The sequence below is a fragment of the Pseudomonas sp. SWRI77 genome, assembly GCF_014269105.1.
Lineage (GTDB): Bacteria > Pseudomonadota > Gammaproteobacteria > Pseudomonadales > Pseudomonadaceae > Aquipseudomonas > Aquipseudomonas capeferrum.
In genome coordinates, this window is sequence record NZ_JABWRV010000019.1 from 28,749 (window position 1) to 46,771 (window position 18,023).

The window sequence follows — 18,023 nt, forward strand, 5'->3', positions numbered from 1 at the left end:
CTGTACTCCGGAAGAAAACAGGGGCCGCTACCGAGGGTGAGGCGATAGCGCGGCCCCTAAAAGCAGGACGGTCGGTGTCTGTCAGCCAAGTGGCGGCAGGGCGCCCAGCTTGCCCCGGTGATAAACCATCGGCGTCACCGGCGCAGCCGGCAGCACCAGGTTCTTCACCGCGCCGACGATGATCGCGTGGTCACCGCCGTCGTACTCGCGCCACAGTTCGCACTCGATGATCGCCGTGGCCTTGGCCAGCAACGGGTTGCCCAACTCGCTCAGGTGCCAGTCGATGCCTTTGGCTTTCTCCTTGCCCTTGCCGGCAAACGCATAAGCCTCGGCAGTCTGGTCGGCAGACAGCAGGTGAATGGCGAACTGCTTGCTGTCACGCAGGATCGGGTAGGTGTCGGAGGCGTAGTTGGGGCAGAACAGCACCAGCGCCGGCTCGATCGACAGCGCGCTGAACGCGCTGGCGGTGATGCCGACGATGCCGCCGTCGGCGTCCAGGGTGGTGACCACCGTAACGCCGGACGGGAACGAGCCCATCACGTCTTTGTAGATGCCTGGTTCGATCATCTCGTGCTACCTCTCAACGCATCACAAACGGGTCGGGCATGGGCGCGGTGGACAGGTTGATCCACACGGTCTTCAGCTCGGTATAGGCCAGCACCGAATCGATGCCGCTTTCACGGCCGTAGCCGCTGTTCTTGAAGCCGCCGATCGGCGCCATGGCCGATACCGCGCGGTAGGTGTTGACCCAGATGATGCCCGAGCGCACGTCGCGGGCCAGGCGGTGGGCGCGGCCCAGGTCGCGGGTCCAGATGCCGGCGGCGAGGCCGAACTGCGAGTCGTTGGCGATTTCCAGAGCTTCTTCCTCGGTCTTGAAGCGGATGACCGCAGCCACTGGGCCGAACACCTCTTCCTGCATGATGGTCATGGCGTTGCTGTCGCACTCGAACAGGGTCGGCTCGTAGAACCAGCCGTCACCCTCGACCTCGGCACGCTTGCCGCCCAAGTGCAGCTTGGCCCCTTCAGCCTTGGCCGCGGCGACCAGGCCTTCGACCACGGCCAGTTGCTGGGCGGTGGCCATCGGGCCCATTTCACTGGCCTCGTCCTGCGGGTTGCCGATGCGGATGCGCTTGGCACGCTCGACCAGGCGGGCGACGAATTCGTCGAAGATCTCGTCCTGCACCAGCAGGCGAGAACCGGCCACGCAGCTTTGCCCGGAGGCGGCATAGATGCCGGCCACGGCGCCGTTGATGGCGCTGTCCAGGTCGGCGTCGGCAAAGATGATGTTCGGCGACTTGCCGCCCAGCTCCAGCGACAGCTTGGCGAAGTTCTCGGCGCTGCTGCGCACCACGTGGCGGGCGGTGGCGGCGCCGCCGGTGAAGGCGATCTTGCGCACCAGCGGGTGGCGGGTGAGCGCCGCGCCGGTGCTTGGGCCGTAGCCGGTGACCACGTTGACCACGCCCGGCGGGAAGCCGGCCTCATGGGCCAGGCGAGCCAGTTCGAGGATGGTCGCCGAGGCATGTTCGGACGGTTTGAGCACGATGGTGTTGCCGGCGGCCAGGGCCGGGGCCAGCTTGATCGCGGTCAGGTACAGCGGGCTGTTCCACGGGATGATCCCGGCGACCACGCCGATCGGCTCGTGCACGGTGTAGGCGAACAGGTCCGGCTTGTCCAACGGCAAGGTGCCGCCTTCGAGCTTGTCGGCAAGGCCTGCGGTGTAGTGGAAGAACTCTGGCAGGTAGCCGACCTGGCCGCGGGTTTCGCGGATCAGCTTGCCGTTGTCACGGCTTTCCAGCTGGGCCAGGTGCTCTTTGTTCTCGGCGATCAGGTCACCCAGGCGGCGCAGCAGCTTGCCGCGCGCAGTGGCGGTGATGCTGCGCCAGGCCTTGCTGTCGAACGCGCGCTGGGCGGCCTGCACGGCCAGCTCCACATCGGCTTCGTCGGCGTCGGGCAGTTGCGCCCAGGCTTGGGCGGTGGCCGGGTTGAGGCTGTCGAAGGTCTTGCCGCTCTGGGCATCGAGCCATTGGCCGTCGATGCACATCTGGAAACGTACGAGGGTCATGCAACAATCCCCTTGGCGGATTCGGTGAGGGTGCGGGCTTGCTTGAGGAAGTCCAACAGCATCTTGTTGACTTCACGCGGTGCTTCCACCGGCATCATATGCCGTTGCTCGGCGAGGACCACGCTGTGCGCGCCCGGAATGCTGGCGGCAAGCTGGCGGGTCATGGCCGGGGTGGAGCCCGAGTCGAGTTCGCCGGTGGCGATCAGTGTCGGTACCTGGATACTGCCCAGGTCGCTGGCGCGGTACATGTCCTGGGTGGCGAACAGCGAATAGGTAGTGTGGTAGCCCTGCGGGTCGTTGCTCGCCAGTACCTGGCGAATGGCGGCGACCTGGGCTGGGTTGGCGGCCTTGTATTCACGGCTGAACCAGCGGTCGAGGGCGGCGTCGACGTTGGCGTCGGGGCCCAGTTCTGCAGCCTGGGCGGCGCGGGCGATTACCCCGGCACTTTGCTCGGGGGTGCGGTTGAACACACTGTTGAGCACCACCAGCGCCGCCAGCCGTTGCGGGTAGGCGAGGGCGAAGGCGCGGGCTACCAGGCCGCCCATGGAGAAGCCGATGACGGTTGCCTGGGCAATCTGCAGGTGGTCGAGCAGCTCGGCGAGTTGGGCGGCGTAGCCTTCCAGGCTGGTGTCGGCGGCTGGCAGCGCGCTCTGGCCGTGGCCGAGCATGTCATAGGCGATGACGCGGTAGTCGTTGGCCAGGCCAACGAACTGACCACCCCACATTTCTTTGTTCAGGCCCACGCCGTGGATCAGTACCACAGCCTGGCCCTGGCCTTGAACCAGGTAACTGGTCCCGGCCGGTGTGCGTTCAGCGACAGGCTGAATCATGGAGGGCGCTCCTTGAAGGTCGGGCGCGGCGGGTAAGCACGCCACGCCCCGGCCCGTCTTGGTTGTTGTTATTGAGCGTTGGCTTTTTCGGCAGCCAGTTCTTCCAGGTCGATGTAGCGGTTACCGATGCGCGGGTGCAGACGGCCACCGTCGGCGGCGCCCAGGACCACGACGATTTCGTCGGCACGTGGGGCGTCTTCGATCTGCATTTCCAGGGTGATGTAGTGCGAACGCAGGCCTTCGTCGTCCTTCTGCATCATCGGGATCTGGATCGAGGTGCCTGGGCCGCCGCGCTTGTTGGTGAAGCTCAGGTAGCTCTTGGCCTGCACCGCTTCGCGGTAGTGGTTGCCAAAGCGCAGGGTGTGGATCACGGCAGAGGCGTGCTCGATTTCGCCGTCGGCGCCGACCACTGCGGCTTTACCGTAGGCTTCGATCTTGTCGGCACCGCCGATGGCGGCAATCAGGCGCTCGACCATCAGCGCACCCAGCTCGGAGCAATTGGCGCGGATTTCCGGCTTCAGATCTTCAACAAAACCGCGACCGGCCCATGGGTTTTTGATCACCACAGCCAGGCCGACCATGGTCACCGGTTTGTCGGTGGCCTTGCCGCCTTCGATGCGGGTCTCTTCGGAGTAGGTGACGATCTTGCGGATTTCGAAACTCATGGGTGGCTCCTGGTGAGGGTTATCAGCTCTTGTTGTCTGATGGTATACCATAATATTTGTTGTGCAAGAGGGGGCTGGAAAAATCTCTTGCCGGGGGACGAAAGGCGTCTTGATCCCTTGATTTGCGCGGCATCTGTACCGGCCGAAAACTCAAAAAAATGCCCGCTCGCGAGGGCCACGAGGACCCCCGGGAGCGGGCTGATCCCGCAACTACTTCAGGCAAAGGGAATTCAGGCGAATGCCGGCACCACTTCGTTGATGAACAGCTCGAGCGACTTCTTCTTCTCGGCGTGGGGCAGGCTGTTGTCGCACCAGAAACTGAACTCGTCGACGCCCAGTTCCTGGTAGTACTTGATGCGCGCGATGATCTCTTCGGGTGTACCGATCATGGTGTTCTTGCGGATGTTCTCCAGCTGGAACGCCGGCACTTCGGCAAACTTCGACTCCGGGCTTGGCGCAAGGAAGCCATTGACCGGTACGGTCTTGTTGCCGAACCAGGCATCGAAGGTGCGATAGAAGCGCGAAATGGCCTGGGCGCCGACCTTCCAGCCTTCAGGCTCGGACGGGCTGTGCACGTGGGTGTGGCGCAGCACCATCAGTTGCGGGCGTGGCACATCCGGGTTGTTGTCCAGGGCCGCCTGGAACTTGTTGCGCAGGTCCAGCACTTCTTCATCACCCTTCATCAACGGGGTGACCATGACGTTGCAGCCGTTGGCCACGGCGAAGTTGTGCGAGTCCGGGTCGCGGGCGGCGATCCACATCGGCGGTTCGGCGTTGAAAGGCTTCGGTACGCTGGTGGAGGTGGGGAACTTGTACACCTCGCCGTCGTGGGCGTAGTCGCCTTCCCACAGCTTGCGCACCACCGGTACCATCTCGCGCAGGGCTTTGCCGCCGTCGGTGGCGGGCATGCCATTGGCCATGCGATCGAACTCGAACTGGTAGGCGCCACGTGCCAGGCCCACTTCCATGCGGCCGTTGCTGATCACGTCGAGCAGGGCGCATTCGCCAGCCACGCGGATCGGGTTCCAGAACGGCGCGATGATGGTGCCGGCGCCCAGGCGAATCTTCTCGGTGCGCGCAGCGAGGTAGGCCAGCAGCGGCATCGGGCTAGGCGAGATGGTGTATTCCATGGCGTGGTGTTCACCGATCCACACGGTGCTGAAACCGCCGTGCTCGGCCATCAGGGTCAGTTCGGTCAGGTCTTCGAACAGCTGGCGATGGCTGACCTGTTCATCCCAACGTTCCATGTGTACGAACAACGAAAATTTCATGGGGCTTTCCTCGGAGCTTGAAAGTCTCGCCTGGCGCACCAGGCGTCAGTAATAAGGCTAGGTGCTTCAGGCGAAGGCGGGCAGGCTGGCCATCTTGCCGCGGCAGTAGATCATCGGCTGCGGGGCTTGCTCGGGGACGATGAGGTTGTGCACTTTGCCGACCATGATGGCGTGGTCGCCACCTTCGTATTCACGCCACAGTTCGCATTCGATAATGGCGGTGGCATTGGCCAGCAACGGGTTGCCCAAGGCGCTGAGGGTCCACTCGATGCCGGTGGCCTTGTCCTTGCCCTTTTTCGCGAAGGCATAGGCTTCGGCTTGCTGTTCACCGGACAGCAGGTGAATGGCGAAGCGCTTTTGCTTGATCAGCACAGGGTAGGAGTCGGAGCTGTAGTTGGGGCAGAACAGCACCAGCGGCGGGTCCATCGATAACGAAGAGAAGGCGCTGGCGGTGAGGCCGACGATCGAGCCGTCGTCGTCCAGGGTGGTGATGACGGTGACGCCTGAGGGGAAGGAGCCCAGGACGTTCTTATAGACGGTTGCGTCGATCATGGCGTGTTCCTCGAAAGGGGTAGCGGTGGGCCGCTTTTTATCGTTGATGTGTCTGATGGTATACCGTAATACTCGATTTGCAAGCGGAATTTTCTAGCGCACAAAATTCGCGATGAATGGCGCAAAGCCGCGTGAATAGTGGGTTTGGCGAAAGCGAGACGGCCTGAGCGCGGCTGCTGAACCGGATCAGTTAAAGATTTTTAGACCGAATCAGTGTTGTCAAAAGTTTGGAATACCATAATATGGTCCGCAGCTGAGAGGCCGCCTAGACGCGGTTTCCTTACAAAGATAAAAACGACCTTTCGAGCTGAAAACCATGTCCCAACCGTCATCGCAACACCAGTTTGTCGAGAATCACACGGTCGATTACGTTCCACCTGCCGAGCGCCATGGGAAGGCGCGCGACCTGTTCACCCTCTGGTTCAGCACCAACATTGCGCCACTGCCCATCGTCACCGGCGCCATGGTGGTCCAGGTGTTCCACCTGAACCTGTTGTGGGGCCTGGTCGCCATCGTGCTTGGCCATCTTGCCGGGGGCGTGGTCATCGCGCTGGCTTCTGCGCAGGGACCGCAGTTGGGCATTCCGCAGATGGTCCAGAGCCGCGGCCAGTTTGGCCGTTATGGTGCGTTGCTGATCGTGTTCTTCACGGCGCTGATCTACGTCGGCTTCTTCATTTCCAATATCGTGCTGGCGGGCAAGACCATCCACGGCATCGCCCCGAGCGTGCCGATGCCCGGTGCCATCGTCATCGGCGCCCTCAGCGCGACGGCCATCGGCGTGATCGGCTACCGCTTCATCCATATCCTCAACCGCATCGGTACCTGGGTCATGGGCTCGGCGCTGCTGGCCGGTTTCATCATGATGTTCGTCCAGGAGCTGCCGGCTGATTTCTTCAGCCGTGGGGCGTTCAACCTGTCCGGCTTCATCGCCACCGTGTCGCTGGGCACGATCTGGCAGATCAGCTTCTCGCCGTACACCTCGGACTACTCGCGCTACCTGCCCAAGGAAGTGGGCATTGCCAAGCCGTTCTGGGCGACCTACTTCGGCGCCACCCTGGGCACCATCCTGTGCTTCAGCTTTGGTGCAGTGGCGGTGCTGTGCGTGCCAGAAGGCACCGACGCGATGGACGCGGTCAAGCAAGCCACCGGCTGGCTGGGGCCGATCCTGATGGTGCTGTTCCTGCTCAACATCATCAGCCATAACGCGCTCAACCTGTATGGCGCGGTGCTGTCGATCGTCACGGCCATCCAGACCTTCTTCGCCAAGTGGACGCCGAGCATCAAGGTGCGGGTGGCCCTGGCCTCGGTAATTCTGCTGGGCTGTGGCTTGGTGGCGCTGAATGCATCGGCGGACTTCATCGGCCAGTTCATCGGCCTGATTCTGGCGCTGTTGCTGGTGCTGGTGCCGTGGGCCTCGATCAACCTGATCGACTTCTACCTGATCAAGAAGGGCCAGTACGACATCGCGTCTATCTTCAGTGCCGACGGCGGTATCTATGGCCGCTTCAACCACCACGCGATCATTGCCTATGCTTGCGGGATTGCGGTGCAGCTGCCGTTTGCCAATACCGCGCTGTATGTGGGGCCGTATTCGAACCTTGTCGAAGGGGCTGATTTGTCCTGGTTGATCGGCTTGCTGGTGACGGTGCCGCTGTATTACTGCCTGGCCACGCGAGGGCAGGCGGTAAACAGTGCGCGGGTTATCAGCGTCAACGACTGACAGTTGCAACGGGTGGCCGCCTTGCGGCCCATTCGCGGGACAAGCCCGCTCCCACAGGATCACTCAAAAAACTGAATCAACCTGTGGGAGTGGGCTTGTCCCGCGAATGGGCTGCAAAGCAGCCCGGTTATTCCTGATCAGACTTTGAACTGCGCCACCATGCCATTCAGGTCCACTGCCAACTGCGACAAGTCCTGCGCCGCTGCACTGGTCTGGTTTGCCCCCGCCGATGTCTGCATCGCCAGGTCACGAATGTTCACCAGGTTACGGTCCACCTCGCGCGCCACCTGTGCCTGTTCTTCAGAGGCGCTGGCGATTACCAGGTTGCGCTGGTTGATCGAGGCGATGGCCTCGGCAATCACCTCCAGCGCCTGGCCCGCACCCTGCGCCACTTCCAGGGTACCCGCAGCGCGCCCTTGGCTGCTGTGCATGGCCGTCACCGCACGCTCGGTGCCGGTCTGGATGCCCACGATCATCTGCTCGATCTCTGCCGTCGACTGTTGGGTACGGTGGGCGAGGGCGCGTACTTCATCCGCCACCACCGCAAACCCGCGGCCGGCCTCACCCGCGCGGGCGGCTTCGATGGCGGCATTGAGCGCCAGCAGGTTGGTTTGCCCGGCGATTGCGCCGATCACATCGAGCACCCGGCTGATCTCGTTGGCGTTGCTGGCCAGCTGTTCGATTTCGGCCGAGGTGCCGGTCACGTCGTCGACCAGGTGCTGGATCGACGCCAGCGCCTGGTTGACCTGGTCGCGGCCGTCACGGGTGGTGCGGTCGGCGCCTTTGGAGGCGTCAGCGGTACTCACTGCATTGTTGGCCACTTCTTCCACGGCGGCGGTCATCTGGTTGACTGCGGTGGCTGCCTGGTCAATTTCGGCGCTCTGCTGATGCAGGCCGCGGCTGGTGTCTTCGGTGACGGTATGCAGCTCTTCGGAGGCCGAGGCCAGTTGGTCGGACGAGGCGGCGATCTTGCGCAAGGTGTCGCGCAGGCTCTCTTGCATGCGGCCCAAGGCGCGCAGCAGCAGGGCAGGCTCGTCGCGGCCGGTGACCTGGATGTTCTGGGTCAGGTCGCCGGTGGCCACGCGCTCGGCCACGGCCACGGCATCGGCCAGGGGCACCACGATGCTGCGGGTGAGCAGTGTGGCGATGGCGGCCAGTACCAGCATGATGACCAGCAATGAACCGATGATCGCGGTCAACGCCTGGTCAGCGACGTCGCTGCTGCGTTGCGAGGCCTCTTCGGCGCCCTTGCCGTTGTAGGCGATCAGCGCCGCCATGGCTTTCATCATGCTGTCGGCATGCTCGGAAAGCGGGCCGTTGATCTGCAGTTTGGCCTGGTCGAGGCGCCCGGCAGCGATGTCGCTGATGACCTGCGCCTGAAGACTGACGTATTGCTCGTGGGCGGTATTGAAGCGGTTGAACAGGGCGCGGTCATCGGCGGCGACGATGGTGTTGTCATAATCCTTCAGGCCGTCCTTGAGTTGCGCATTGATGCTTTTGAGCATGTCCAGACTGCGCGCACGCTCCAGGTCGGTTTCTTCCAGCGCTGCGCGCAGGGTGATGGCACGCGCTCGGCCGAGGTTGCTGCTGATTTCACTGAGGGCTACCACGGCCGGCATCCAGGTGACACGGATTTCATCCGTGGCCTCATCCATTTGCCGGGTTTCATAGAGGGCTATCATGCCCATGGCCAGTACCAATACGCCCAACAGGGCGAATACGCTGGCTGCGCGAATGCCGATCTTCATATTCCGTAATTGCATGGAATGCTCCTTGACGGTGGCGTGCAGGCGTCAAGAGCATGGACGGAAGGCCGGCTCACCAGGGGGTGCCAGCTCTCGATGCGCTGCGGATTTAGTGTGTGTGCCTCACCCTCTTACGTTTTTATTTAAATGATGTCACAGTGCCATCATTATTGACCAGTCATTCAATGTAACGACGTGTGCGGGCAAATCCGTCGTTTACTGACGGTTTTGCCCGCAATCAGACGTCATACGATCGGGATCAACGGGTCGGCAGCGGCCAGTGCCTGCGCGCGGTCAGCGGCTGGCGGGTAGATCCATACCGAGTTGATCTGGCGTTTCAGCGCCTTGCCCTCCTGGCCGTGCAGCTTCAGCTCCCGTTCCCAGCCCTCGCTGTAGGCCGCGCCCCAGTCACCCAGGTCGAGGCAGGTGACATATTTGGGCTGGCGGTAGATAACAGGTTCGACGCCGAGCAGGTCGGCGGCCGCATTGTTGCCAGAGTGCCGGCCCATGGGGATGGCGTGCTGGCAGGTCATCAGGGCGTGGTTGCCCAGGTCGTCGACGGCGGCCCACGCAGTGTCGCCCGTGGCATAGATGTGCGCCTGGCCAATCACTTTCAGGTGCTCGTCGACCCGCAGGCGGCCCGCGCCGTCACGTTCGCCAGCGACCTGTGCGGTCAATGGGCTGGCCTTGACGCCTGCGGTCCAGATCACGGTGTTGCTGGCGATGTACGCGCCGTTGTCAAGGGTCACCCCGCCGGCGTCGACTGCCACCACCGAGGTGCCGGTCAGCCATTGCACACGCGCCTGCGCCGAGGCGGCCTGGATCGACGGGGTGATGCCCGCGCCCAGCGCCGCGCCCACGCTGGCGCCGCGGTCGACCAGCAGCACCCGCACCGCGCTGTCGTCACCCAGGATGGCGCGCAGGCGCGCGGGCATTTCGGTGGCGGTCTCGATGCCGGTAAACCCGCCCCCACAGACCACTACCGTGTTGCGTGCCGGGGAGGCGGGCAGGGCGGCCAGCCGCAGCAGGTGCTGCTCAAGGGCGATGGCCGACTCCATCTGGTCGACATCGAAGCTGTGTTCGGCCAGGCCCGCCACCGGCGGGCGTGCTACCTGGCTGCCGGCGGCGAGGATCAAGCGGTCGTAGCCGAGCTGCTGTTGCTGCCCTGCGGCGTCGGTGTAGCTGACGCTGCGCCCGTCGGCATCGATGCGGTCAGCGTTGCCCTGGATGAAGTGAATGCCCACGGCCTCGAACAGCTCGCCCAGCGGTGCCTTCATGGCCTGCACATCCGCCTCGTAGAAACGTGGGCGAATGCGCAGTTCGGGTTGCGGGGCGAGCACGCTGATGCGCACGTCTTCGCGTTGCGCCTGGTCCAGCAGGCGGGCAGCGCTCAGGGCGCTCCAGACACCGGCAAAGCCGGCACCGATGATCAGGATGTTGGATTTCATGCAAGTACTCCGCAGAGGTCGGATAGAGAAAAAGGGGCTTCGATCACACGCAAGGTGCCTCTCGAATAACTACGACTGTATTGGTCGTAGTTGTTGCCTGCAAGCTTTTTTTCTTATCCACCCCCTCCTGCAGTGGCAGGGAGGAGGGGGCGGCGGGGCCGCAAACCTTGATATCCCCACCCCCATCCGTTATAGATAAAAAGGAAACCATAAAGAAAAGAGGCCATTTCAGCCCCCATGCACGAGATCACACGTATCTTCCGCCCCTCAGGCCCCCATTTCGCGCCCTGCGCAGATGGATACGGGCCGACCTCAATGACTCCTTCTCCGCTTTCGAGCCTGTTCCACGTGTTGTCGATCCCGCCGGTCAAGCTCCTGCTGACCCAGATGCGCAAACGCCCCGTCCCTCCACCTGCACCGTAGCGCCTGAATTCCACCACCCCCGGCCTTTTGCCGTTCGGGGTTGGGGAGCCTTTGCATTTTTTCAGCGTTCAACTGTTCAGGAATCACTATGACTCTTCGTGTCGCAATCATCGGTGCCGGCCCGTCCGGCCTTGCGCAACTGCGTGCCTTCCAATCCGCCCATGCCCAGGGCGCACCCATGCCCGAGATCGTATGCTTCGAAAAGCAGGCCGACTGGGGCGGTATGTGGAACTACACCTGGCGCACCGGCCTCGACCAGCATGGCGAACCGGTGCACGGCAGCATGTACCGCTACCTGTGGTCCAACGGCCCCAAGGAATGCCTGGAGTTCGCCGACTACAGCTTCGATGAGCACTTTGGCCGGCCGATTTCCTCGTACCCGCCGCGCGAGGTGCTGTGGGACTACATCCAAGGCCGCGTGAAGAAGGCCGGGGTGCGCGACTACATCCGCTTCAATACTGCGGTCAAGAACGTCAGCTTCGATGAGAACACCCGCGAGTTCACCGTCAGCGCCCACGACTACAGCGCGGGGCTTGGCATCGAGCAGGTGTTTGATTATGTGGTGGTGGCCAGTGGGCACTTCTCTACCCCGCACGTGCCGGAGTTTGAAGGCTTCGAGCGGTTCACCGGGCGTATCCTGCATGCCCACGACTTTCGCGAAGCGATGGAATTCAACGGCCAGGACCTGCTCATTGTCGGCAGCAGCTACTCGGCCGAAGACATCGGCTCGCAGTGTTACAAGTACGGCGCGCGCTCGATCACCACGGCCTACCGCACCCAGCCGATGGGCTACAAATGGCCCAAGGGCTGGGAAGAGCGCCCGCAGCTGGTCCGCGTCGAAAACGACTTGGCGTTCTTCGCCGATGGCTCGAACAAGCGCGTGGATGCGATCATCCTGTGCACGGGCTACCAGCATCACTTCCCGTTCCTGCCCGATGAACTCACCCTCAAGACCAACAACCGCCTGTGGCCTGCCGGGTTGTACCAAGGCGTGGTGTGGGAGCAGAACCCGCAGTTGCTCTACCTGGGCATGCAGGACCTGTGGTACAGCTTCAACCTGTTCGACGCCCAGGCATGGTTTGCGCGCGACTACATGCTGGGGCGCATCAAGCTGCCGGCCAAGGCGGCCATGCAGGCCGACAGCGCGCGCTGGCGCGAGGAAGAGGAGCAGCTGGCAACCACCGCTTCGATGTATGAATTCCAGGGCCGATACATCAAGCACCTGATCGAGCAGACCGATTACCCGCGCTTCGATATCGATGCGGTGAACCGCATCTTCCTGCAATGGAAGAGCGACAAGAAGCACGACATCATGGGCTACCGTGACAAATCGTACCGCTCTGTGATCACCGGCACCAAGGCCGTGCCTCACCATACCCGCTGGCTGCAGGCGATGGACGACTCGCTGCAGGAGTACTTGCGCGAAACGGACGGCAAGCAAGGTGAGGTGAAGGTGCTGCGCGGGTAGCCGCCGGCACTGACATCGCGACCAAGTTGTGTGGCACGCGGGGAAGTGCTTTGCGGTGCTGGCCTTCCCCGCGTATCATTTGCGACAAAGTTGGTCGGAGATTGTTATGGCGCTTTACAGTGCTGGCGTCGAATACGGCATCCATTGCCTGTTGTACCTGGTGGGCGAGCGCGGTGACACGCGTGAGTCCAGCGTGCGCGACCTGGCTGAGCTGCAAGGTGTGCCTCAGGAATACCTGGCCAAGGTTTTCACCAAACTGGCCCGCGCCGGGCTGGTGGCTGCCACCGAAGGCGTGCGCGGTGGCTTCCGCCTGGCGCGGCCGTCGGACGAAATCACCGTACTGGATATCGTCAATGCTATTGACGGGCCCAAGGCTATTTTCGACTGCCGCGAGATTCGCGAGCGTTGCACGCTGTTCGAAGGTTCGCCGCCCGCTTGGGCGACTGAAGGCACCTGTGCGATTCATGCCGTGATGCTGGGGGCGCAGAAGCGCATGGAAGAGGCGTTGGCGCAGCAGACCATCCTCGACCTGGCGCGGCGCTTCGGGCGCAAGGCACCGGCGGCGTTTGGGCAGCGGGTGAATGAGTGGATGGGTGAGCGGCGTGATGGCAAGAGCGGGGGGGATATCCCGGTCGGTCAGCTGTAGGGCGCGCTCAGATTCAGTACGAACTGTCTGCAAACTGGCTTCTCACCGATGCACAACCTCTGTATTGAGTTGCGAATCGGTGGGAGGCCTGTTCGGCGCAGTTGGGGCCTGATGCAGCCTTTACTCTTCTGGAGTAAAAACTCGGCGCCTTCGCAGTTCTGATCGGGTATTCCCTGTCAAATTTTATTGGCAGGTAACTTCATCCAGAGGTTCAATTTTATTTCTGATGCACGGCAGGCGACGTAGTCGTAGACTTTATATTGGTGGCCGGCGGTTTCGAGTGTGTTGAAGGCGTCTTCGAGTGTGTGGGAGCCGGTGTTAGGTTTGAGAACCAGTATGTCGACATTATGCTTCTCCACGAGGTCCCACAGATTCGTGTGGTTGTATTTTTCAAAATGGTCAATCACGTAGTTAGATGTATAGTGGCCGCCGGGTACGGTTTTGGTTATATTACCTGTTCCTGCAGCTACTTTTCCTAATCCAACATCTCGAGAGACAATGTTTGTTCTCCGGATGTATGCGATGTCAGTGTTTGCCGTGCCAGTTGCGGGGGCGTAATGATTAAGTTGGGAATTGGACGGGATTTCTACTTTCCCTCCTCTGATTGCATTTTTCCCGTGGAATGACATGACCACTCTGTCTGATGGATGATAGGTCCTGCGGTACAAGTCATAGTCGCCTAGACTATCTACCGTCACTACGTGAGGCACATGCAACGTGCGGGGTGCAGCGACATTGGCAGGTGGAGTAGCGGGCCGGCTGGCGTTGAGCAAGTCTCTTTGTTTTTTCGTTACACGTCCAGGTATTGTATTTACCGGCATTTTCGACACTGTAACAATACGGTATTTGATACAACTGCTAAGGCTCTCGAAACCACTGCCCATGCGCTGTGAGAGTGAGGTGGACAGTCTTGACAACTTCTTGAACGCAGAAGTACGTAATAGCTGTAGTCCCTTAAGGCCTTTGCTGGCCCCTTTCATCAGTAAATTGCCAAGTTTCGCCAGGCCTCTGCCGGAGCCGTCGAACACAGTAGCTGCCGCGCTTGCCCAGCCCAGTTTCGACGATAAGCTGGGGTTGCGCTGTCGCAACGAAAGTTCCGCTGCTCCCAGGGAGAACGCCACAGCGGCAACGGCAAATAACAGACCCCCAAGCAAGCCGCCTGTCATGACTGAGCCGATGACAGCCAGCACAAAAAAGCCAGCCAGCAGCAGCCATTCCCACAACGCTGCAGGTTCATGATGGGGCGGGGTCGTTTCTCGGATCATCTCATCCAGTGAGGCTAGCTGCGTCGCTTGTTCTCGGCGGCTCACCATGATGTGCCCACTGGGATCATGCCAGTTGACAGGGTCACGCCCTGCGCAATACGCCCGATCGTTCAGACCACCTTCGTCAAATGGGCTCAGGTTGTCGCCCTGAAAAAAGGCCTGGAACTTGGGGTCGTACACGCGGTAGCCGTTACCCAGGTGGTAGGCGCCGGTTACCGGGTCGACGCGCTGACCGTTATAGCCCAAACCGCAATTGAGCGCATTAAGCTGATCCAGTGGCGCTTCGCCCCAAGGCGTGAAGCCTACCGACTGGCTTTGCCAGTTGCCGCTGGCATCGACCGAATACTCTTCGGCGCCACCGTTTTGTGGGTCTGGCAATAGGAAAAGGGTGTGCGTCGCAGGGGTCGCCTGGCCCATTTCTCGACACTGCACCACCAGCCCGGCCTCTTCATCGAGCACCCGGTGCCGCACAGGTTTGCTCTGCGCATCCAGCCACATTTCCCCACACAGCAGGTCGCCTTTGTATTGCATGACCCGGCGTTGTTTATTGGCTTCATCCCATTGAGAGGCCAGGCGACCGATGTGATCATATTCATAGCTTGCGAGGAGCTTACCATCACTGCCTCCAGTCACCGACTGCAGTTGCCCTTCAGGCGTGTAGGCGAATTGCTGTCCTGAGACGTCAGTCGTGAGGTTGCCATTGGTGTCACTGACAAGTTCGAGGATGGTTGAGGTGCTTTGTGTTGCCCCCTTCGGCGTCCTCGCCACCGTGACCTTCGTGCGTAGGGTGGGTTGCAGCTTATTGTCGTACGCGTAGGTGCGCTTCTCGCTTGCGCCGTCGTTATAGGCCGTGGTGCAGGTCAGCAGGTTGCCAAGCGCATCATAGGTGTAGGCCTGATTCTTGATGCTGTTCTTGTCCCTGTCTTGAATCTCGTAGCCTGTGACTGCCGTCACGCTCCAGCTTTTGAGTTCGTTGCGGTAGGTTTCGTAGGTGAAGGTTTCGGTACGCGTGGCCGAGCTTTCACCGTTGCGGTACCACGTTTTGCTCAAGAGCTGCCCGGTTCGCGACCACGTTTGGTCATAGCGGCTTTTGATCACGCCATCCAGGCGGTAAGTCCGCTGGGTTTCCCGGCCAAAGCTATCGTAAGCAAGGTCAACCAGCAGGTTTGTACCATTGCGCCGGTCGCTTACGAGCAATTGTTCAAGCTCGCCTTGCCCGGCATAGCGATAGCAATAGTCCAGGCCCGAGCGGCGTACCCGCGTACGTCGGTTCTGCCCATCGTGCCAAGCGCGGCTGACGATACCGTTGTTCAAGGCAGTTCGGTCGATAGTGCCACGCAGCGAATGCTGAACACGTTCCTGCTGCCGCATGCCTCGAAGCGTTCGGGTTGTCAGTATCTGCCCTAGCAGAAGAGGCGAAACGCTTTCGGTGCTGATCAGACTTTGCTGGTTGGGTTCGGTTGCGAGGCGCTCGGCCTTGATGCCCTGCGTGATTTCGTTGTAAGTGAATGTTTTAATCAGCACTTTGGCTGCGGCGTTCTTACCCTTGACGAACCAAGACACACTGGTGCCGTCGGCGCTGCTTTTATTCGTTACTTCAGTGCCATCAGGGCGTTGATAGCCACCTACCTTGAATGTGAACATCTGCGGTGAGCTGCTGGCATTGCCTTCATTCGTTACTTCAGTGCCATCAGGGCGTTGATAGCTGCTTCTCTTGAACGTGATCGTCGGCGCCGAGTCGCCGGCGCCCACCGTCCTGGAAACGATATCGCCGCCGTGCAAAGTTTGTTCAGCCAGTTGCTGCTCTTGGCCTGATTTGGCTTTGATGGTGACCTGGGTGGCAATGGTGCTGAGCCCTTCGTAAGCCCATTTGACCACCGTGTCATCGGGGCCGGTAGTCTGGGTTCGCCGCCCAAGCTCGTCATAGGCAAATGTCCATTCCCGGCTAACGGTGCCTACTTTTTCAGTGACCTTGTCGCATAGGCCGCGAGCATTGATTTGCTGCTTTCTACTCAGGCCTATGGCCTCCAGTTGTTTGCTCGTCGCGTTCCAGACTTTATGGCTGAGGGCGAGTGTGACCTTGCCGTCGGTGTGGTTACTCTGTGTGTCTTCGACGCTGTGCAGAGGGCCTCGCAGCAGGGTGCCAACGATAGTTTCGGTACGCTTACTCTGCGTGCCGTTTGCCTCCACCTTGTCGCCCTGCGCCTCGGCTTCCCAGAACCAGTCCCGCAAGGTGCCTGGCAAGCTCACGCCGTCGTTGCGAACGCACAAGCCCCCAGGGTGGTAGTCGTAAATGCACTGGTGCTGCGGCTCACCGTCTGCGCCGTAGGCGATTTCTTCAAGGCATACGTAGTTCTGTGCCGAATCGTCATCGCCTGCCTGGCGCTGCAGTTCACGCCGAACGGGGCGTTGCAGGCCATCGAGCAAGGTGCGCCCTTTGCGGCCATCCGGGCCGAAGGTGACGATCCAGGTGCCGTTGCCTGTCTCTACCCATTGCTGTTCGGTTTTCGCCAGGGCCTCGCCATTTGCCTCTTGCGAGGTGTATTTATTGGAATTCCAGGCATAGGTAGTGCTGGTCAGCAAACGGTCTCGTGCGTCATAGGTGTGGTAAGCCATCGATGTTGGCCTGCCCAGCTCGTCTTGATCCGTCTCGGCTAGCACGCGGTCGCTGCGCGCGGAGCGAATGTGCTGGGCCACGGTAGCTGTGAGGTTCAGCTCGCCGTGCTTGAAGGGCGACTCGCTCTTTACCCGCAATTTGCCACTTGCGGTTGTGGTGGTTTCAGTCAGGGTGCGCGTCTGCCGGGCAGTATTGTTCTTGTACCAACGGGTCGAAGTCGTTTCGGTCTGCGTTTCTGCGCCGGTCTTGGTGTGGGTCACCTGCTGCAAGTCGACCACCAGCCCTTGGCGCCCCGTCGCAGTGGTGAGGGTCCACGGTGTAGTCGAAAAGTCGACCGTAACGCCTTCCAGGCTCAGCACCATGTCGGGCATCAAGACGCCGTGGCTGTCGGTGCTGGCGTTTGCATAACCGAACAGGGTCACGTTCATTTCCGACGTGCTGCCGTCGGGGAACTTCAAATAGCTGCATTGCGCAAGCAAGGGCGGGGTGCTGGTATCGGGGATCGTCGGGCAGGACAGCGACTGGATGGGGATAGCGGCCTCATCCTTTTCCAGTTTGAGCCCTCTCACCAGCGCCGTCAGCGTAGGCACCTTGTCGCTACGATCAGGTTTTGCCGTGCTGGCCGTTACCGGGTAGTAGCACAGGTGAGTGGTTTGCCCATCGTCAGCGCCGATCTGGGAAAGCAGCCCTGAATCCGCATCGTAAGTGAAGTGCGAGGTTTCACTTACCGTTCTGACCGGTGTAAATGGATCAGTACTGATAGTTGCCTTGGCATCGGTATTCATGAGCGGCTTTCCTCCAATGAGTTTTCGGCAGTACTGTTCACGGGCGCAGCGGGCTGCGCCCTGACGTTCAGATCTTCAGTGGTTACCGTCGTGCTGATGGGCTGTGTGGCCAGGCGGAATTTTAAGATCGCGCTGCCAGAGGTCGACGGTTTACTCGGCCTGGATATCGCCATCGACTGCCGTGTGGGTATCCAGGTGCACGAAGTTACTGGAGGTGACTCGCGCAGCTGTTCGCGGAAAAAGGCAGGCCATTTGTCCCGTGTGTTGTTCTCGCCGAATTTGAAACCTAACCGTGGGCCTACCGGCAGACCGGTATCATCGTCATGCACGCAGAGGTAGCGATCGGCGGACGCGGACATGTCCCCCACCGTCAAGCCAGTGTTGCAGCGGCGCCATTCCATAGTGCGACTCCATCGAGTGAGGGCCTGGCACAATTTGGACATGGCCTGCAGTCAGCCAACAACTGACAAAAATGCTAGTTTTCAGGCCCCGCGCACGGGAGTAATCTCGAGGCCCATGGGGGACA

Annotated in this window: 13 protein-coding genes; 3 read left to right on the forward strand and 10 right to left on the reverse strand. The window is 61.1% G+C overall.

The window, feature by feature from the left end; all coding sequences use genetic code 11:
• Positions 1 to 81 precede the first annotated feature (81 nt).
• The 6 genes from HU766_RS18045 to HU766_RS18070 form a co-directional block, all read right to left on the reverse strand.
• Positions 82 to 567 (reverse strand): flavin reductase family protein, encoded by a 486-nt coding sequence (locus HU766_RS18045; protein WP_033697321.1) that lies wholly within the window; start codon positions 565 to 567, stop codon positions 82 to 84.
• Positions 568 to 580: 13 nt separating this feature from the next.
• On the reverse strand, positions 581 to 2,062 hold the full coding sequence (locus tag HU766_RS18050; protein WP_047583887.1) for an aldehyde dehydrogenase: 1,482 nt from the start codon (positions 2,060 to 2,062) through the stop codon (positions 581 to 583).
• On the reverse strand, positions 2,059 to 2,892 hold the full coding sequence (locus HU766_RS18055) for an alpha/beta fold hydrolase (protein ID WP_033697323.1): 834 nt from the start codon (positions 2,890 to 2,892) through the stop codon (positions 2,059 to 2,061). The genes HU766_RS18050 and HU766_RS18055 overlap by 4 nt, the downstream gene beginning before the upstream one ends.
• A 68-nt stretch (positions 2,893 to 2,960) precedes the next feature.
• On the reverse strand, positions 2,961 to 3,557 hold the full coding sequence (locus HU766_RS18060) for an amino acid synthesis family protein (RefSeq protein WP_033697324.1): 597 nt from the start codon (positions 3,555 to 3,557) through the stop codon (positions 2,961 to 2,963).
• A gap of 230 nt (positions 3,558 to 3,787) precedes the next feature.
• Complete coding sequence (locus tag HU766_RS18065; RefSeq protein WP_043203125.1) at positions 3,788 to 4,828, reverse strand: LLM class flavin-dependent oxidoreductase; 1,041 nt, start codon at positions 4,826 to 4,828, stop codon at positions 3,788 to 3,790.
• 66 nt (positions 4,829 to 4,894) lie between these two features.
• Positions 4,895 to 5,380: a flavin reductase family protein gene (locus HU766_RS18070; protein WP_033697327.1), complete on the reverse strand. Its 486-nt coding sequence runs from the start codon at positions 5,378 to 5,380 to the stop codon at positions 4,895 to 4,897.
• A gap of 316 nt (positions 5,381 to 5,696) precedes the next feature.
• Between HU766_RS18070 and HU766_RS18075 the strand changes: the two genes are divergently transcribed.
• Entirely contained in the window at positions 5,697 to 7,100 is a 1,404-nt protein-coding gene (locus HU766_RS18075; RefSeq protein ID WP_186659461.1) for a cytosine permease, read from the forward strand.
• Positions 7,101 to 7,237: 137 nt separating this feature from the next.
• Here HU766_RS18075 and HU766_RS18080 read toward each other — a convergent pair whose 3' ends face one another.
• The gene (locus HU766_RS18080; protein ID WP_186659463.1) at positions 7,238 to 8,863 is read right to left on the reverse strand and encodes a methyl-accepting chemotaxis protein; all 1,626 of its coding nucleotides are present in this window, start codon (positions 8,861 to 8,863) and stop codon (positions 7,238 to 7,240) included.
• 227 nt (positions 8,864 to 9,090) lie between these two features.
• A complete protein-coding gene (locus HU766_RS18085; RefSeq protein ID WP_186659465.1) occupies positions 9,091 to 10,293 on the reverse strand; it encodes an NAD(P)/FAD-dependent oxidoreductase in 1,203 nt (400 codons plus the stop codon).
• 511 nt (positions 10,294 to 10,804) lie between these two features.
• Between HU766_RS18085 and HU766_RS18090 the strand changes: the two genes are divergently transcribed.
• Positions 10,805 to 12,184 (forward strand): NAD(P)/FAD-dependent oxidoreductase, encoded by a 1,380-nt coding sequence (locus tag HU766_RS18090; protein ID WP_186659467.1) that lies wholly within the window; start codon positions 10,805 to 10,807, stop codon positions 12,182 to 12,184.
• A 106-nt stretch (positions 12,185 to 12,290) separates the two neighbouring features.
• Complete coding sequence (locus HU766_RS18095) at positions 12,291 to 12,830, forward strand: Rrf2 family transcriptional regulator (RefSeq protein ID WP_186659469.1); 540 nt, start codon at positions 12,291 to 12,293, stop codon at positions 12,828 to 12,830.
• A 176-nt stretch (positions 12,831 to 13,006) separates the two neighbouring features.
• Here the strand turns inward: HU766_RS18095 and HU766_RS18100 are convergent, their stop codons facing one another.
• Entirely contained in the window at positions 13,007 to 17,497 is a 4,491-nt protein-coding gene (locus tag HU766_RS18100) for an RHS repeat-associated core domain-containing protein (RefSeq protein ID WP_186659471.1), read from the reverse strand.
• Positions 17,494 to 17,898 carry a hypothetical protein gene (locus tag HU766_RS18105; protein ID WP_186659473.1) on the reverse strand — a complete coding sequence of 135 codons (405 nt, stop codon included), beginning with the start codon at positions 17,896 to 17,898 and terminating at the stop codon, positions 17,494 to 17,496. The genes HU766_RS18100 and HU766_RS18105 overlap by 4 nt, the downstream gene beginning before the upstream one ends.
• Between the last annotated feature and the right edge of the window lie 125 nt (positions 17,899 to 18,023).

What these genes read in the sequence shown, in the direction of transcription:
- HU766_RS18045 (WP_033697321.1), bottom strand. Translation starts at nt 567, where the DNA reads ATGATCGAACCAGGCATCTACAAAGACGTGATGGGCTCGTTCCCGTCC.
- HU766_RS18050 (WP_047583887.1), bottom strand. Translation starts at nt 2,062, where the DNA reads ATGACCCTCGTACGTTTCCAGATGTGCATCGACGGCCAATGGCTCGAT.
- HU766_RS18055 (WP_033697323.1), bottom strand. Translation starts at nt 2,892, where the DNA reads ATGATTCAGCCTGTCGCTGAACGCACACCGGCCGGGACCAGTTACCTG.
- HU766_RS18060 (WP_033697324.1), bottom strand. Translation starts at nt 3,557, where the DNA reads ATGAGTTTCGAAATCCGCAAGATCGTCACCTACTCCGAAGAGACCCGC.
- HU766_RS18065 (WP_043203125.1), bottom strand. Translation starts at nt 4,828, where the DNA reads ATGAAATTTTCGTTGTTCGTACACATGGAACGTTGGGATGAACAGGTC.
- HU766_RS18070 (WP_033697327.1), bottom strand. Translation starts at nt 5,380, where the DNA reads ATGATCGACGCAACCGTCTATAAGAACGTCCTGGGCTCCTTCCCCTCA.
- HU766_RS18075 (WP_186659461.1), top strand. Translation starts at nt 5,697, where the DNA reads ATGTCCCAACCGTCATCGCAACACCAGTTTGTCGAGAATCACACGGTC.
- HU766_RS18080 (WP_186659463.1), bottom strand. Translation starts at nt 8,863, where the DNA reads ATGCAATTACGGAATATGAAGATCGGCATTCGCGCAGCCAGCGTATTC.
- HU766_RS18085 (WP_186659465.1), bottom strand. Translation starts at nt 10,293, where the DNA reads ATGAAATCCAACATCCTGATCATCGGTGCCGGCTTTGCCGGTGTCTGG.
- HU766_RS18090 (WP_186659467.1), top strand. Translation starts at nt 10,805, where the DNA reads ATGACTCTTCGTGTCGCAATCATCGGTGCCGGCCCGTCCGGCCTTGCG.
- HU766_RS18095 (WP_186659469.1), top strand. Translation starts at nt 12,291, where the DNA reads ATGGCGCTTTACAGTGCTGGCGTCGAATACGGCATCCATTGCCTGTTG.
- HU766_RS18100 (WP_186659471.1), bottom strand. Translation starts at nt 17,497, where the DNA reads ATGAATACCGATGCCAAGGCAACTATCAGTACTGATCCATTTACACCG.
- HU766_RS18105 (WP_186659473.1), bottom strand. Translation starts at nt 17,898, where the DNA reads ATGGAATGGCGCCGCTGCAACACTGGCTTGACGGTGGGGGACATGTCC.